Origin of the sequence: Mycoplasma nasistruthionis (genome assembly GCF_006228185.1) — a bacterium.
Lineage (GTDB): Bacteria > Bacillota_I > Bacilli_A > Mycoplasmatales > Metamycoplasmataceae > Mycoplasmopsis > Mycoplasmopsis nasistruthionis.
This window is the reverse complement of sequence record NZ_CP040825.1, coordinates 254,026-271,978: the sequence shown is the minus strand read 5'-3', so window position 1 is coordinate 271,978 and position 17,953 is coordinate 254,026. Positions and strand designations below refer to the sequence as shown.

General features: G+C 28.9%; 7 protein-coding genes. 5 read left to right on the top strand and 2 right to left on the bottom strand.

Annotated elements, in window-relative coordinates; all coding sequences use genetic code 4:
• The first annotated feature begins 196 nt into the window (after positions 1-196).
• Positions 197-10,318: a hypothetical protein gene (locus tag FG904_RS01045; RefSeq protein WP_139592087.1), complete on the top strand. Its 10,122-nt coding sequence runs from the start codon at positions 197-199 to the stop codon at positions 10,316-10,318.
• A gap of 291 nt (positions 10,319-10,609) precedes the next feature.
• Positions 10,610-12,766, top strand: coding sequence for a hypothetical protein (locus FG904_RS01040; protein ID WP_139592086.1), 2,157 nt, complete (start codon positions 10,610-10,612; stop codon positions 12,764-12,766).
• Here FG904_RS01040 and FG904_RS01035 read toward each other — a convergent pair.
• Positions 12,744-12,947 carry a hypothetical protein gene (locus FG904_RS01035; protein ID WP_139592085.1) on the bottom strand — a complete coding sequence of 68 codons (204 nt, stop codon included), beginning with the start codon at positions 12,945-12,947 and terminating at the stop codon, positions 12,744-12,746. The two genes, FG904_RS01040 and FG904_RS01035, sit on opposite strands and share 23 nt — an antisense overlap.
• Before the next feature lie 204 nt (positions 12,948-13,151).
• A complete protein-coding gene (locus FG904_RS01030) occupies positions 13,152-13,427 on the bottom strand; it encodes a hypothetical protein (RefSeq protein ID WP_139592084.1) in 276 nt (91 codons plus the stop codon).
• 220 nt (positions 13,428-13,647) lie between these two features.
• Here FG904_RS01030 and FG904_RS01025 point away from each other — a divergent pair, with 220 nt between their 5' ends.
• The 3 genes from FG904_RS01025 (at position 13,648) to FG904_RS01015 (ending at position 17,951) form a co-directional block, all read left to right on the top strand.
• Positions 13,648-14,241, top strand: coding sequence for a hypothetical protein (locus FG904_RS01025; protein ID WP_139592083.1), 594 nt, complete (start codon positions 13,648-13,650; stop codon positions 14,239-14,241).
• Positions 14,242-14,424: 183 nt separating this feature from the next.
• A complete protein-coding gene (locus FG904_RS01020; protein ID WP_139592082.1) occupies positions 14,425-16,014 on the top strand; it encodes a type I restriction-modification system subunit M in 1,590 nt (529 codons plus the stop codon).
• Between the two features lie 20 nt (positions 16,015-16,034).
• Positions 16,035-17,951, top strand: coding sequence for a restriction endonuclease subunit S (locus tag FG904_RS01015; RefSeq protein ID WP_158290324.1), 1,917 nt, complete (start codon positions 16,035-16,037; stop codon positions 17,949-17,951).
• Positions 17,952-17,953 lie beyond the last annotated feature (2 nt).

The window sequence follows — 17,953 nt, the reverse complement described above, 5'->3', positions numbered from 1 at the left end:
GTTTTTTGTTTCTTGATTAAAAATCATAAATTTTATTATTAAATTTTGAAAAACAAACAAAAAATTAATTTTTTGACAAAAAAATCATGAAAAACTGAACTTTTTGCAAAAAAAAAAAAAAAAGAACAGGTTTTGCTATATTATAAAAGAATACGGTTTTTATTATCTTTAGATAATAAAGACTAGGAGATTAGAAATGAGTAGAAAAAAACTAAAGAAAGTAGCAAAACTTGCTTTAGTAACTTCTCCAGCTATGTTGCCGCTAGCTGTGTTAAGTGCTAATGAAAGTAATGCTGTAGATCTTAATGATCCAAACATTTCTTCAGTTCAAGCGTTAAAAACTTATCTTCAAGAGAAAAAGTTTACTTATCAGCGTAGAACTGAGTTAGGTGGATTGCGTCAAGACCAAATTGACGTTTTTATTCAAAAAATTGATAATGATTCAACCAATAAATCAGGTGATGAATTAAAAAGAACCTTAGCTTCAATTAAACAAGAAATTGATGCCAAATACAAATTTATGGTTAAGTGATATAACACTTTCCTAAACAACTCGCTTGGTGATCCAATGTGAACCCAAGAATTTAGAGGTTTTCAAGCTGAAACAGTTAACGGAATACAACTAGCAGCAACTGGAAGTTTAATTGGTAATAACATCATGTATTATTCACCCAAATTTGGTAAAGCTAAAACAGTAGCTGAAAACTTTGTTAAAAAACACTTTAGATCTAAATCAGATGGTGGAACAGGCGAAGACAACGAAAGAGCTAACGATGAAGAAACTTTCAAACAAGCTATTTTAGCTTATAGAACAGAATTTGATTCAAAGATTTTTGAAGGTGACAATGATCGCCAAAAAGTTTTAGATAGAATTAATGTCATTAGACAGCATAACTGAGATATGTCAAGCAGTGAAACTGACAATGATGAAGTTTATTCTAAAACTGGTGGTATCGGAAGATTCCTTTTAACTTATTTAGGTACTCGTCATGACTGAGGTGATATAAATGATGCTAATAGAATTAATATTGGTGTTATAGACGCTCTAAAAAGAGGGGTTAATTTCTGAAAATCTCAAGCAAGACCGGCTTTTATTAATAACTTTGGTGAATTTGCTAATAATGCTTATAGAGAAAGCAATTTATACAAAAACGCAGTCACATTAGGTAAACAAAGCAGAATTAACAATGCTGCATATAAATTTAACCAATTAACTCTTATAATGAATAACCCATTATCAATGAATTATGGCGATTCAAGGTTTGACCTATACAGAACAGGGCAAGCAGCTAATATTGGATTAAACTATATTGGGGAATTAAGAGATCCATACGGATGAGCCTCAGTTGCAGGTGAAAACCGCCAACAAATTAATGCAGCTTGAGAAACGAACACAGATACCAATAACGAAAAAGAAAATTTAATCAAAAAAATCGGTAGAGACTATCAATATATCGGTCATTTAAAAACAGAAGAAGGTAATGCTATTAGAGACTTGCCTTTATTAACTGATGTTAGAGCTTATGAAGCCAGATTACGTAATTTAAATGAAAGACAAAAGTTAAAAATAAGAATTGATGAAGCTACTAACTTTAAACAAACTGAAGTTTATCAAAACGCAGATCCTGCCGGAAAAGCAGCGCTAGATGCAATCTTACCAGAAGCTAATAATTTATTTAATGAAATGCCGATAAAACGTGTATATGACTATACACAAATGATTAACAGACTTGAAGTTGAGTTCAACAAAGTTAAAGAACCTGCAACGATTGCATATCAACGTCAATTTTTACTACCTGATGTTGATAATTTAGCTTTAACAGATGCTGCAAAAAATGATTTAAGAAATAGATTGAGAAATGATTCGATTGGAAACTGAAACGACTATAAAGCATATGTTGAATCATTTAAAGATTTAAAAACAAAAATAGATCAAGTAGATAATTTCCCAGGCTTTGATCAAACTGCTAAAGATACAACTAATGCATTTTTAGTAACAAAATTAAGAGATGACAGAGCTAGAACCAATGCTTATAACTTAGCAGTTAGGCAAAATGATGCAGCTGTTGAAGGAAAAGCAGTTACGAACGTTCCAGAAACTCAAATTAATAGTGTTGTTACTGACATTTTAAGAACTGACAGAACTGCTGATTTTGAAACACATAAATTAGTTTTAGACAAAATGAAAGCAGCTGGAAACGCTATTCAAGCAGCTACAAATGTTCCTGCCGAATTTGTTGATACTTACAAAAATAGAATTAACAAAGATAACACTAATAATGATGCCATAACAGCATTTATGCCTCAAGTTGATAGTTTATGACAGGAATTAAATTCAGCTGATTTAACACCCGAACAAAGAAATGCTTTAAATACTGAATTATCAAATATGACAAATAATTCAGGGTTTGATGCATTTAGACAAAAACTAGCTAAAGAAGTTGCTAAAAAAGCATTATTAGACAAGTTAAATGAAGCTAAAAATTATAAACAACAAAATATGGATGTTTATAATGAAGCAACTGAAGAACAAAAAAGAGTCTTTGATGAAGCAATTGCTAATGCTCAAGCTGCTGTTGACGCTGCGGATTTAAAATCAGTTGATGAATTTAACAGTTTAAAATCAGCTCTAGAAACTTCTTTACCAAATGTTTCAGATCCAGTAGTTGCAAACCAATTAAAAGATAACTACAAAACTGAATTAGATGGGCAAAATGCAACTTTAAATCAAACTCAAATTGATGCATTAAAACAAAAATTAACTGATACAAACGCAACTACGGCAGACGTTAAAGCAACAAAAACTAAAATTGATGAATTAGTTAATAAAGCAAAAGAAATCAAAGCTTTAACGAATTTATCTGAAGATCAAAAAGTTAAAGAAATTCAAAAATTAGTAGATGCTTATGATAATTCAGTAGCTGAAATTACAGATTTAGCCTTAGCCAAGAAAAAAGACCAAGTATTAGGCGATTTACAAGCTAAAGTTAAATATCCTAATTTAGAAAAATCAGCTTATGAAGACAGAATCAATAATGCAACTTCAGTTTCTGAATTAGAAACTTTAGAAGTTGAATTGGCTAATCAAAACAAATTAAAAGATTTAGAAGAAAAAATCAAGCAAGCTGAAAAACATTTAGCTGATAGATTAGATAAATTTAATGAAGTTGACACTGATGGTAAAAATGCATTGCAAACTTTAATCGATCAAGCAAAAGCAGAAGTTGCCAAAGGTCAAGCAGCAGGAGCAGATTCATTTAATAACTTTATTACTTCATTAGATAACAAAATTAATGAGTTAAATGATGCTCATTTGGTAGCAAAATTAAAAGAAAAATTAAACAACGAAGTTGCAACTTACACTAATGAATTAAGTTCTAAAAACATCAGTGCACTGCAGGCTAAAATCAATACTCCAAGTGATTATGATGCTGTAAAAGCAGAATTTGAAAAAGCTAAAAAAGTCAAAGAAAAAGCTGCTGAGTTAAATAATTTAAATGAATTGTCTCAAACAGCTATTCTAGCTGCTAAGGATGCTTTAGTTGACAATTATGCAAGTGATGACAAATTAAATGAAATTGCAACATTAGCATCAGCTAAAAATCAAGTTTTAACAGACTTTAACACAACCTATCCAGACTTAAATAAAGATGCAAAAAGATCTGAAATAGAAAACGCAGTTGATAATTCAGCACTTGAAGTAGTTAAAACAAATCTTGAAAAAGAAAATGCTAAAGCTAAATTAACTAAAGCAAAAGATAAAGCTGAAGAATTTGTGGTTAACAATCAAGAGCTTTACAATTCAGCAGATCCAGCTAAAAGAGCGGATTTTGATGCTAAATTACAAGCAGTTAAAGACGCTTTAAATGCAAGTGATTTAAAAGATAAAGCTGAATATGAAAGACTTGAAAATGAACTAAACCAAGCCTTAGAACAATTAAGTAAAGCTAAAGTTCTAGAATACTTAAAAGATAAATTTAGTAAAGAAATTGATACATTTAACCCACCTTTTACAGCTGATCAAATTAATACTTTAAAAGCTAAAATTAATGATAATTCAGTAAATACAGTTGCAGGTGTTAAAGACTTATTTGAACAAATCAAAGCAATAAAAGACAATGCAAATACAGCTAGAAATCTAAGCGATTTATCAGATGATGCTAAAAACAAAACAATTGATAAATTAATTACTCACCTTGGTGATCAAAATGCTCAACAACAAGATTTAGATTTAGCAAATGCTAAAAACAATGTTTTAAAAGATTTAAAACAAAAAACTAAATACCCTAACTTAGATGTGGCAGATTATCAATCAAGACTAGAAACTGTTGAAAATCAAAATGATTTAGATGACTTTGTAACTGAATTAGTAAATCAAAACAAATTAAATGAATTACAAAAATTAGTTGACAAAGCACAAAATTATTTAAATAATCATTCATCAGACTTAGATAAAGCAGACTTAGAAGGTAAAAACAATTTACAACAAGCAATTAATAATGCTAAAAACGCTATTGCACAAACTCACACAGCTGGTGCAAATGAATTTGAAAATCAAATTAATTCACTTCAAAATGCTTTAGATGCAGTTTCAAAAGACAATTATTTAGCAAAACTACGTGATAAATTAACTAAACAAGTTGAATTATTCGACGATGTTTTAGCCCCAAATAATATTAGAGATTTAGTGGCAAAAATAAATGATCCTGCTCTTGATTCAGTTGATAACATTATTGATGCTTATAATAAAGCGCTAAAAGTTAAAGAAAAAGCAGAAGAATTAAAAGCATTAAACGACCAATTATCAGAAAACACTATTCAAGCAGCAATTGATAAATTAGTAGCAAATTCTGATAACAATGATGTCATTGACAAAGAAGTTCAATTAGCCAAAGATAAACATGCTTTACTAAGAGATTTTGAAACAAATTATCCTAATTTAGAAAAAGATAATTTCAAAAATGAAATTGAACAACTTCCTTCAAATGATGAATTAGTAGCTGAAAAAGCTAAATTAGACAAGTTAAACAAACAATCTGAATTAGATAAGTATGTAAAACAAGTTGAGAAAGAAATTGCTGACAACAACTTGGTTTATTCATTAGCAAATCCTGATTTGAAAACAGAATTTGACAATGCATTAAAAGAAGCAAAAGATGCTTTAGCAGCAACAGATTTAGCTGATTCTGATAGATATAGTGATTTAAAAGCAAAATTAGCACAAAAATTACCAAACGTTCAAGAACCAGCAGTATTAAGTCATTTACGTGATAAATATAAACAAGAAATCGCAACATTTAAACCAGAATTTGATGACAATCAAATTGCCAAATTAAATGCATTAATTGATGATGCTAATATTACAAAAGTTGCGGATTTACAAAACGTATTCAATAGTATCAAAGCCTTAAAAGAAAAAGCAAATGAAGTTAGAAGCTTATCACAAATTGACAGTGATACTCAGAATAGTTCAATCAATAAGTTCATTGAAAATATTAATGATTCAACAGCAATTGATAATCAACTAGAACTTGCTAAGAAACAAAATCAACTGTTACAAAGCTTTGACGATAATTTATATCCATTTTTACAAAAAGATCAATATAAAGCACAAATTCAAAGTTTAGATACTTTAAATAAAGCAAATGAATTAGAAACAACTTTAGCTGACACAAATAAATTAAATGAATTAATTGCTAAAAAAGCAGAAGTTGACAAATACAAAAACGACAATCCAAATGTCATAGCAAATGCTCAACAAGCTGATAGAGATGCTTTAGAAGATGCTTTAAACAAAGCGCAAGAAGCAATTAATCAAGGAGCTTCAGTTGGGAAAGATGAATTACAAAACAGAATAACAGCCTTAAATACAGCGCTTTCAAATGTTTCAGCTGAAAAAGTTTTACGTGAGTTAAAAGAACGTAAAGTAGCTGAACTTCAAACTTATGCTCCTACTTTAACTGAACAACAAATCAATGAATTGATTGGTAAAATTCAAGACCCTGCGCTTGATAGTGTTGATAAAGTAAATACTGAATTTGAAAAAATGCAACAGTTAAAAACTAAAGCAGATCGAATTGATGCACTAGACCAATTATCACAAGAAGCTAAAAATAAAGCAAAACAAGCACTGTTAGATAATTACAATAATCCAGATAATCAAAACAATTTAGTTGAAACAGCAAAAGCTCAAAACGAGTTGTTAAAACAATTAGCAGATTCAAACTGACCAAACTTAAACAAGGATGATTATCAAAATCAAATTGAAGGGTTAAATACACCTGATGCTGTTGAAGCTTTTAAAGCTAAATTAGATTCAGATAATGCTAAGAAAGATTTAGATAAATTAATTCAAGAAATTGAAGCTTATAAAACTGATCAAGCATTAGTTTATGATAATGCATCAAATCAAGCTAAAACTGACTTAAACAACGCAATTACACAAGCACTGAATACAACTCCTGAAAACAATCTACCTTCAAAAGATGCAATTTTAGAACAAATAAACAATCTAAAAGAAGCCTTTAAACAAGTTCAAAGAGATGTTGTAACTGAACATGTTAGAAATCAAAAACAAAATCAAGTAGATAGTTTTAACAACTTAAGTGATAACAATAAAAAAACATTAAAAGATCAGTTAAATCAAAACAACTCCCCAACATTAGAAGATATATTAGCTAAAAGCCAAATTAATGATCAAATTAATCAAGAAAATAGCCGAATTCATGGACTAAACAATTTATCTAACACAGCTAAAGCAAACGCTACAAATGATTTAATTAATGCACATTTAAATAATGCTGATCCAATGGCAGTTATTGAATTAGCTAATGCAAAAGACCAAGCAGTTGCTACTGTTAAGTCGTATGATGCTAATAATGTTCCGGCAAATGTTTTACAAAACTTTGTTAATGATATTGAAAATGCTAATAACCAAGAACAAATCCACGATATTCTTGACAAAGCACTTTCAGCAAACAATGCTGGTTCATTAATTAAAGATTCAAATATTCCATTTGATAAAAAACAACGTTTCTATGACAAAATTTCAAACGATAAAGATCAAAACGAAACATTAAGTGACTTAATTAACCAAATTAACCCATTAATTGATCAAATTAATCAAACAAGCTTGAGTCAAGAAGTGAAAGATAAGTTGTCATCTGAATTATTTGATGCAAATAATTCAGATGATATTCAAGCAGTTAAAGATAAATTAGCTTCAGAATTACAAAAACAAGAAATTCAAGATTTAATTAAACAAATTGAAAATTATCAAGTACAAAACCCTAATGCATATCAATATGCTAACCCTGAAGCTATTAATAATCTAAAAGCTTCTTTAGCTATTGCTAATGGTGAAATTGAAAAAGATCCATTACCAAATGCTGATTATTTAAATACTTTAAAAGATGATTTAAATAATGCATTTGCTCAAGTTCAACCGCAAGCTACAGCTCAATATTTAAACGATAAGTTAAATAACCAAATTAATGATTTAACAAACTTAACAGAAGCTCAAAAACAACAACTTGCAAGCAATATTGATCAACCAACAGAAGACAATTTAGATAATCTAGTCAACGATATAAGCCAATTAAATTCAACAGTTGATAATATTAATCAAATTGATGTTTTAAATCATTTAACAGATGCTCAAAAAGAAGCATTTAAGTCTGATTTAATAGCAAACTATGATGATTTAGATAAACAAGCTCAAATCTTAGCTCTAGCACGTGCTAAAAACGATTTAAATCAACAAATTAACTCTCAAACATTATTACCACAAAGTGCTAAAGATCAATTATTACAACAAGTTCAACAAGCGTCATCGATTGATGATTTAAATAACAATGTTAAACCAAATCTAGAAAATGCTAAAGATACAGCAAATTCGATTAATAGTACCACCATTCCAGCCGATAAGCGTCAAGCTTTCTTGGATAAAGTTCAAGGTAACAATGAACCTAATAACACACTTAAAGAACTTGTAGATGCTGTTGAAGAACAATATCAAAACATTAACACTTCATTAGTTTCTGATCAACAAAAAGAAGCATTAAAAGACGAACTATTATCACTTGATACTAAACAAAAAGTTGATGAATTTGCAGATAGATTAAAAGCTGAAAATGAAAAAGTATTATTACAAGAGCTAATTGACTTAGTTGAAGCTTATCCAGAAGCTGAAAAACTAGTTTATGACGCAGCTGATCCAAAAGCAAAAGAAAAACTAGCACAAGTACTTCAAGCAGCTAAAGATGCGGTTAATGCAACATCAACTTTAACAACTCAGCAACTAAAAGATGCAAAAGATGCACTAACAGAAGCTTTTGCAGGTGTAGAACGTAGTAAAGTTACTGAATATGTAAGAAATTCATACCAAAATGACTTAGAAAATTCTAACTTTAAAGATGATGTTAAAAATGCTCTGAAAGACAAAGTTTCAGAACCGAATGCTCCAAGTTTAGAAGATTTAATTGAACAACAAGCTAAAATTAGAACAATTGGTGAAAAAATTAAGTTTGTTAACGACTTGCCTAACATTAATGACGAAGTTGAAAAGAATATTGAAAAAGCATTGCTTGATGCCTTTGAAGATCCAAATAATCAACAGTCAATTGTAACTTTAGCTAATAACAAAAATGCAACAATAGACTTAATAAACTCTTACACAAACATTCCAGAAAATGTTAAAAACCAACTAAAAGCATCAACTTTAACTGCAACATCAGTTAATCCAGAAATTGAAAAAATTCAATCAGATGCACTAGCAATTAATCAAACTTCAAATATCATCAATGATTCAAAATTACCAGATGACAAAAAGCAATACTTCTTTGACAGAGTATCAACTAACTTAATTAACAACGCTGGTATTGAACAACTAGTTCAAGCAATTGATCAACAGTTAGATAAATTAACTGAATCAATTGTTTCTGATGACAAAAAAGCAGAATTAAAAGCTAAATTATTAGCTTCTGAAAACTTAACTCAAGTTCAAGAATTTGCTAAATTGCTTGAAGCTGAAAATGAAAAAGTTAAACTACAGAATTTAATGGATGAAATTAATCAGTTTATTCAAGACAACCCATTAGATTATGAAAATGCTGACCCAGCAGCTAAACAAGAATTAACTAGATTAATGCCATTAGCACAAGCTGAATTAGATGCTAATCCAACTAAAGAAAAATCTGTTTACACAGATCACATTAATAAATTAAAAGAACAATTTGCTAAATTACAATCTGATGCAGTTATTAAATTTGTTAGAGATAAATTAACTAAACAAATTAATGATCAAACTAATTTATCAGATAATGCCAAACAAGCATTATTGGCAAAAATTTCTCCTGAAAATGCGCCTAAATTACAAGACTTAGTAAATCAAGTTGAAAAATTAAACAAAACAATTGACAACCTAAATGATTTAACCAACACACAGTTAAATACAGTTGATAAAAACAATACTGAAAATCAACTATTAGATAGCTATAGTGATTTAAACAATCAAGATACAATCATGGAATTGGCAAAAGCTAAACATGATTTAATTCAACAAATTGATAATTCATTAGTTGGCAAAAACATTAAGCCAGAATTAATTAAGGAGCTAAGAGATTTAGCTTCATCAGCTAATAGTTCTAATGATCTAAATTCAGTTCAACAACAATTAAGCAGTGTTTTAGAAACTGAAAACGCTATTAAGGAATCTAATTTACCAGATAGAATTAAACAAGAGTTATATGACAGAATTTCTTCAGACATTGATGCAAACAAAGAATTATTAAAACTTCTAGAAAATTATGTAAATCAAAATGATTTAATTGAGTCTAAACCTCTACCAAGAGAAATCAAAGATCAATTATTAGATGACATTGTAACCAAAAAATCAGACAATGACATTAATGATTTTGTTGATAATTCAGGTCTAAAAACAGATTTAGTTGAAAAAACTTATCCAAACGTGCCAAATACAATTTTAGACAAACTTTCAGGTTCAGATACTGATGTAGCAATTGCTGATTATTTAAACAAACTACAACCAAGTAAATTAAACCTAAAAGAATTAGATGAAACACAATTAAGTCAATTGATTGATGATATTAAAGCATCAACAACTCCTGAAATTCAAAACAAAGTAATTGAAGATTTAACTAAAGAAGTTAACTGACAAAAAGATAGAGAAGCAAAAGCACAAATGCTAAAAGAAAACACAGAAAAAGTAAAAGTATATCTATGATTAGCTTTACTGCTTACTTCATTGTTTACATTTATTGTTGGTGCAATAGTATTTATCTTTAAAAAACTAAAATAATATAAATAACCAGCTTTAGCTGGTTATTTTTTCATACTAGCATTAAAAGAGGATTAAAATGAAACTAATATGAAATAATTTTCATATTCATTAAGGTTTAAAATTTTTACACCTGAATTTAAGGATTAAAAGACTGAAAATATAAAAATTTACACCACTAAATTAATTAAAAAATGCTGTTATAATAGATTTAACCCTTTTCAAATGGGGTTTACGATTATAAATTAGAGTGAATCTTTGCTCTTGCCGGAGTAAAGATTTTTAATATACATATTTAAGGAAAATTTAATTATGAAAAGGAATAAATTACTTTTACTTAGTGGTTTATCAGCAATTGCACCAACTGTCGCAATGTTTGCAATTTCTGCTGAAACTGAAGCACAAAGTAATTCAGAAACTTTAACTAAGGATTCATTAAAGCAATACTTAGAAACTAAAAAGTTCAATTATTCATATGATGTTCTAGGTGGTCTAAGAAATGACCAAGTCGCAAGCCTAACAACTAAAATAAATGCAGCCGCTGATACTGAAGAAGCATTGAAACCTATCAAAGAAGAAATGGACACAATGTTCCAAATGATGGTTAAATGATATGATATTTTACTATCAAACTCATTTGGTGATCCTAATTGAAAAAACATTACAGGATTAACAGCAACTAACGGAGGAAGAGACATTGGTAATTTATCAAATGTAACTTTCTATTTTGATACTGATAACAACAACACTACAAGAGGTGATAGATTCTGAGATGATTTAGCACCGGTTTCAAAAGAAATGTTTACTAAATATTTTTATGCTAATGCCACAGAAGCTGTAAGCGAAGATATTTTAAAAACGAAAATGGACGAATATATAACAAAGTTCAATGAAAAATTACAACAAGCACACGTTCATAATAAACCAAACAAACCAAATGAACTTTTAGGTAGTGCAAAAACAGAAGTTGACAAAATTAAAGCTTTTAACTGAGATTTACTAACAACTTCTAAACAAGCAGGACTAGAATATGGCGCACATATTAGAGGAGCAGGTCAATGAGTTATGACTTTCTTAGGGTCATTATCTTCTCCATATTTCTTCTATAATGAAACTAATTTTGGTGCAACAAATAGATTTGAAAATATTAAAACAGGTATCGAAACCTACAAAGATATACTTAAGAAATTTGTTGATAACTTTACTGTTAAACCAGAAAACCTACAAGAAAATGATTCGGTTTTTGATTTAGTTTTAAATTACAGAGAATCAAACAAGTACAAAAACCTTGATGAAGCTAATAAAGCAAAAGTAGACACTGTTGCTGCTGATATATTAAGATATATGAGTTATGGAAAAACAGCAGTAAATATGAACTTCCCTAACCACTTATGAAACACAAAAGCTGCAGGTAATGAATCAGGTCAAGGAAATAACTTATTTTTCGAAGTTTTTGATAAAGGTAAATTTTCAACATGAGGCCCAAAACTTGATGAAGCAATTACTGCTGAAGAAAAAATCTTGCAAGAAGCTAAAAATACAGTTTTAGCTAAATTCGATAACAAAGCTGAAAATTATCCAAATTTAACAGAAGAACAAGTTAATGAATTTAAGCAAAAAATCAATGATGCAAAAACAGTTGCCTCTGTAATTGCATTAGAAACAGAAGCAAACTACCAAGATGCTTTAAATAAATTAAATGAAGTTAAAAAACAAGCCAACGATTACAAAGCTTCAAACGCAACTGACTATAACAATGCATCTAAAAAACAACAATTTGACGACGCTTTAGCTAATGCAGAAGAAAAATCAACAGCTGCTGGATCAGAAGAAGCAAACGCTCAAAAACCTTCATTAGAAGAATTAAAGGCTGCTACAGAACAATTAAAAACAGCTTTAGACAACATCCAACCAGCAGTTGTTTTAGCAGAAGTTAAAGCTGCTAAAAAAGCTGAAATTGATGCAATGGGTCTAACAGAAGAACAAGCAAATAAATTAAAAGAAGCTGTAGAAGCTGCAACTGATACACAAGCTGCTTTAAATGCGTTTGCTAATGCTGAAAAATTTAAAACAAATAAAGAAAACATTGATGCATTAACAGATTTACCACAAGATAAAAAAGATGAAATTCTAAAAACTTTATTAGATTCAACAGATGCTGATGCTAATACAAAAACTATTCAAGATGCTACAAAACTAAATGATGACATTAAAGCAATTAAAGCTTTAGACAACTTATCAGAAGAACAAAAACAAACTGCTATTGCTGAATTATCTACAACAGAAGATAATCAAGCTAAAATGGATGCATTAACAAAAGTTAATGAAAAAATTGGTGAAGTTAAAGCATTAAACTCATTACCTCAAGAAGAAAAAGATAAATTAATCAATTCATTATTTGAAAATAGAGCTAATGAAGAAAACAACAATACAGCTGTTGAATTAGCTAAGAAAAAGATGAAGCATTAACAAAATTAAATGAATCAGCTTTAACAGAAGAACAAAAGAAAGCACTTGCTGATCAAATTTTAGCCGCTGAAAATCAAGAGGCTTTAACACCAGTAGTTGACAAAGCTACAAAACTACAAGATAAAGCTAAAGAAATTAATGATTTAGCAAATCTATCAGAAGCTCAAAAACAAGCAATCATTGCTAGTTTATCAACTGAAAATTATGCAGATTCTGATACAGATGCAAAAATTGCATTAGCCAAAGAAAAAGATGCTGCTATTGCTGAAATCAAAGGTTTAGATTCACTATCTGAAGTTGCTAAATTAAAAGCTATTGCTGATGTTGAAGCTGCTGAAGATTCAGCTAAAGTTCAAGAAGCTTTAACAGCTGCTAAATCAGATGATTACAAACCATATTCATTATTACCTAATTCATTAGTTGCTAAATTAACAGGTGAAAATGGATACAAAGGTGCAGAATATCTACAAAGCAAAGAAGTTGATTTTAATGAATTAAATGAAGATAATCAAACAAAATTAGCTGAATTATTAAACAATGCTACAACTGAAGAAGCTAGAAAAGAAGCATTTGATAAATATGCAAAAGTTTTAGCTGATCAAAAAGAAGCTAAAGACTTATTAGAAGCTGATGCTGATTTTGCATCAACTCCAGCATACAAATTTGCTACTGAAGAACAAAAACAAGCATTTGACGCTGCTAAAGAAGCATTAAAACAAGCATCTGAAGCACAAAACGCTGATACTTTAGCAACTGCTTTACAAGCTTACAAAGATGCTAAAGCTGCTCTATCAGGACAATCAGTATTAAATTCTAAAAATGCTATTGTAGATGCTTTAGGTGGAGTTGATAAAGCAACTAAAGATCTAATTAAAGCTCAAATGGCACAAGCTGCTGATTTAGAAGAATTATCAGCTCTAGAAATGTTTGCTAAAAACGTAGAAACTTTAGCAAAAGATTTAACTGATGCTCAAAAAGCAGAATTAAAATCAGCAACAACTTTTGCTGACTTACAAACAAAAGTTGTTGAATTAGAAAAAGCTGTATCAGCTGCTAAAGTAGCTAAATACAATCAACCATTAGTAGCACTTAAAAAAGATATTGATAATCTAAAATCTCAAATTGCTGCTATTGAAAACCAATCAGCAACAACAGCAGATGCAAATGAAAAAGTGGCTAAAATTAGACACTTAACAAATCTAATTTTAGAACTACAAAAATTAGATGAAGCAATTGCTAAAAACAATGTTCCAGCTGCTGTTCAAAAACAATATCTAGACAAAGTTACACAAGAATTAACTTCTCCACAAGAAGTAAATTCTAAACAAGTTGCTGCAATTGAAAGTATTACAAAAGAAATCAATGACAAATATGGAGCTAGAAGCAATAACTGATGAATTGCTTTAATAGTTTCAGCAGGAGTGTTACTAACTCTAGGATTCGGTTTAATCTTATACAAAGCTAAGAAAAAATAATTTAAATAAAACACACCGATAATGGTGTGTTTTTGATTCTGGATAAATGCGCATAATTATACAACAAAGTTTAAATATCTTATTTTAATAAATAAAAGATATATAATTAAATTAATACTCTTAGATATTGTTTGCTTTAAGAGTAATTTTTGTACTGACAAAAGAAGTTTAAAAGGATGCTTTATGGATAAACCAAATTTAAACAATACACATAAAACCGAGTTAAGAAAAGCAGTAATGGCAATTGCTAACAAAAACAGAGGAAAATTAAATTCATATGAATTTGCCCCATATGTTTTTGGTGCTTTGTTTTACCGTTTTTTATCAACTAAAATTACAAATTATATAAATGAGCAAGAGCAAGATGTACAAAATTACAACTATGAGTTGGATTTTGAAACTTTTAGTGATGAAAACATTTCAAACAACAGTGATATAAAAGAAACTGTGAAGTATATAGCTGATGATTTAGGTTACTTTATTAAACCATCAGATTTATTTAACAATGTATTAAAAAAAGTTGATACAAATGAAAACCTTAATCAAGACTTAAGAAGAATCTTCGTTTCTATAGTAGAAAGTTCTAAAGGAAAAGATTCTGAAGAAGATTTTGAAGGGTTATTTGATACTTTTGATTTTAACAAAAGTGCATTAGGAAATAACCTATCAGAAAAAAATGAGTTTTTTGCTTATATCTTAAAAGAAATTAACAATATTCCAATTGATTCAGTTGAAGATTCAGGCATTGATGTTTTCGGTGAAGTTTATGAATACTTAATTTCAGCTTATGGAAATGATTCAAACAGAGAAGCTGGTGCTTACTTTACACCTGAAACAGTGTCAGTTTTACTGTCAAAAATCGTAACAAATGGCAAAACAGAAATTGATAGTATTTATGATCCTACTTGTGGAACTGGTTCATTATTACTACAAACTAGAAAAATTCATGGTGAAGGTTTTGTTAAAAATGGATACTTTGGACAAGAAATCAAAAACGAAAGTTACAATTTAGCTAGAATGAATATGTTCTTGCATGATTTAAATTTCACTGAGTTTAAAATCAGATTAGGTGATACATTAAAAGAACCATATTTTGTAAATCAAAAGTTTGAAGCTGTAGTATCTAACCCTCCATATTCATTAAAATGAAACTTAGATAAAAATCCTGTTTTACTGCAAGATGAAAGATTCCAAAATGCTGGTGTTTTAGCCCCTTCATCAAAAGCTGATTTAGCTTTTGTGCTTCACTCATTGCATTATCTATCTGCTAAAGGTGTAGCTGCTATAGTATGTTTTCCAGGAGTCTTTCACAGAGGTGGAGCTGAACAAAAAATTCGTCAATATTTAGTTGAAAATAACTATATTGATACTATTATTGAACTACCACAAAACTTATTCTTTGGTACCGGAATTTCAACTTATATTCTTGTAATGAAGAAAAATAAACAAAATGATAGAAACATTATGTTTATTAATGCTTCAAAACTATTTAAAAAAGAAGGAAAACACAATATTTTAACTGATGAAAATATTGCACAAATTATTGATTTATTTTCATCAAGAAAAGAAGAACAATATTTATCAAAAATTGTTACTCCTGATGAAATTAAAGAAAACAATTACAACTTATCAGTTTCAAACTATGTTGAAATTGAAAATACAAAACCAGTAATTGACATCAAAGAACTTAACGCTAAAATCAAAGCAACATCTAAAAAAATCAATGAACTAAGAGCAGAAATAGATCAAATTATTGAAGAGTTAGAAAGTTAACTAAACAAATGGTGAATTTAATGCAAAAAATAAGTACATTGCTAAATGGCATAAATTATAAGAAATATAAACTTAGTGAAATATCTGAAATAATAAGCGGGTACACATTTTCTAATAGTCATTATTCAGAAGATGAAAAAGGTATTCATTTAATTAAAATAAAAAACTTAACAAGTTTAGGCAATGTTTCTTTAACTGATTCACAGATAATTAATCCTGATTTTGCAGGGAAACTTCCGGATAAATTTTTTGTAAACAAAAATGATATTTTAATAGCTCTTAGTGGTAGTACTGCTGGTAAAGTATGTTCATATAATTATGATTTTTCTTCATTATTAAATCAAAGAATAGTTAAGATAAAGGAAAATTCTAGATTAGTAACCAATAGATATTTGTTTTATTATTTGAAAAATTATACAAGTTCAAATAAATTAGATTCGAGCGGTGGTGCAATAGATAATATATCAATGGAAACTTTGAAAAAAATAACTGTTTATTTACCACCTTTATATGTTCAAGAAAAAGTGGCTTTAATTTTAAGTAAGATGACAGCGCTTGAGGAAGCGCTTGAGGAAGCGCTTGAGGAAGCGCTTGAGGAAGCTAATGTTCAGTATGAGGAATATAGAAATAAATTATTATCATATGATTCACTAACCAGTTTATCTAACAAGTTAATTGCTTCAAATACGTTGAATATATTAGCTTTAAAAGAAATAGTAAGTATTCAAAAAGGCGAAAGAATAACAAAATCTCAGCTTATTGAAAATGGTGCATTTCCAGTAATTTCAGGTGGAAAAGATAAAATGGGTAACTTTAATTTATATAATATGAATGAAAACACCATTACAATCAGCCAATATGGATTAGCAGGATATGTATCATTTCAAAAAGAAAAATTTTGAGCAAATGATATAGTTTTTTGTATTAATGAGACAAATAACATAAACATTAAATATCTGTACTATTTCTTAAATAACATTCAAGAAGATATTTACAGTTTATCAAACAGATCAGCAGTTCCTTTCAGTATTGAAAGAGCTAAATTAGAAAATCTAAAAATTTACGTTCCATCTATTCAAATACAAGAACAAATAGTCAAAATATTAGATAAACTATCTAAAATGGTTGAAGATTCTTCAGGACTATTGCCAGAAGAAATCAAATTAAGACAACAACAATATGAATACTACAGAGACAAACTGTTAAACTTCAAGGTTGTGAATAAAGTTTCAGAAAACCAAGAGAGAGAGAGAGAGAGAGAGCTAGATAGCCAATACTTAGAATTTGTTGAAAAAACACTTGAAAAATTCAATATTTCAGTTAAAAATCACTCTGTTTTAACTAAAAAACTATGAGAAATTACACAATGATCAACAAAATTTAAAAATGTAAACAGCAACAAGCAACCAAAGGTTTTTAAAGCTTCAAAACTTTTAAAACAAGAAATAATGAAGTGAGTTTCTCAAACTGGTGATATCAAAGTTTTACAAACCTATGCAAGCAATGATTTTATAGATTCACAAAATTATCCTTTTGCAATTAATAATGATGAGATTTTAACAATACCAGGTGGTGGTTATCCTAATATTCAGTACTATTCAGGTAATTTTGTTAATACAGGTAATATTTTAGGCAAAACAAACAATCCACAAGAAATTACTACTAAATATATTTATCATTACCTACTAAATAATATTGAATTTTTAAAAAGCAATTACAAAGGCGCTGGTATTCAACACCCTCAAATGGATTCAATATTAGAATTAGATGTTTTAATACCTGACATGGATACTCAGAATTACGTTGTATCGGTATTAGATAAATTAATTGAAATGAAAGACCAATCCACAGGTCTACTGGCGCAAGAAATCGAATCCAGAAAACAACAATATGAATATTACAGAGATAAGCTTTTAACTTTTAAAAATAAGGATTAAAA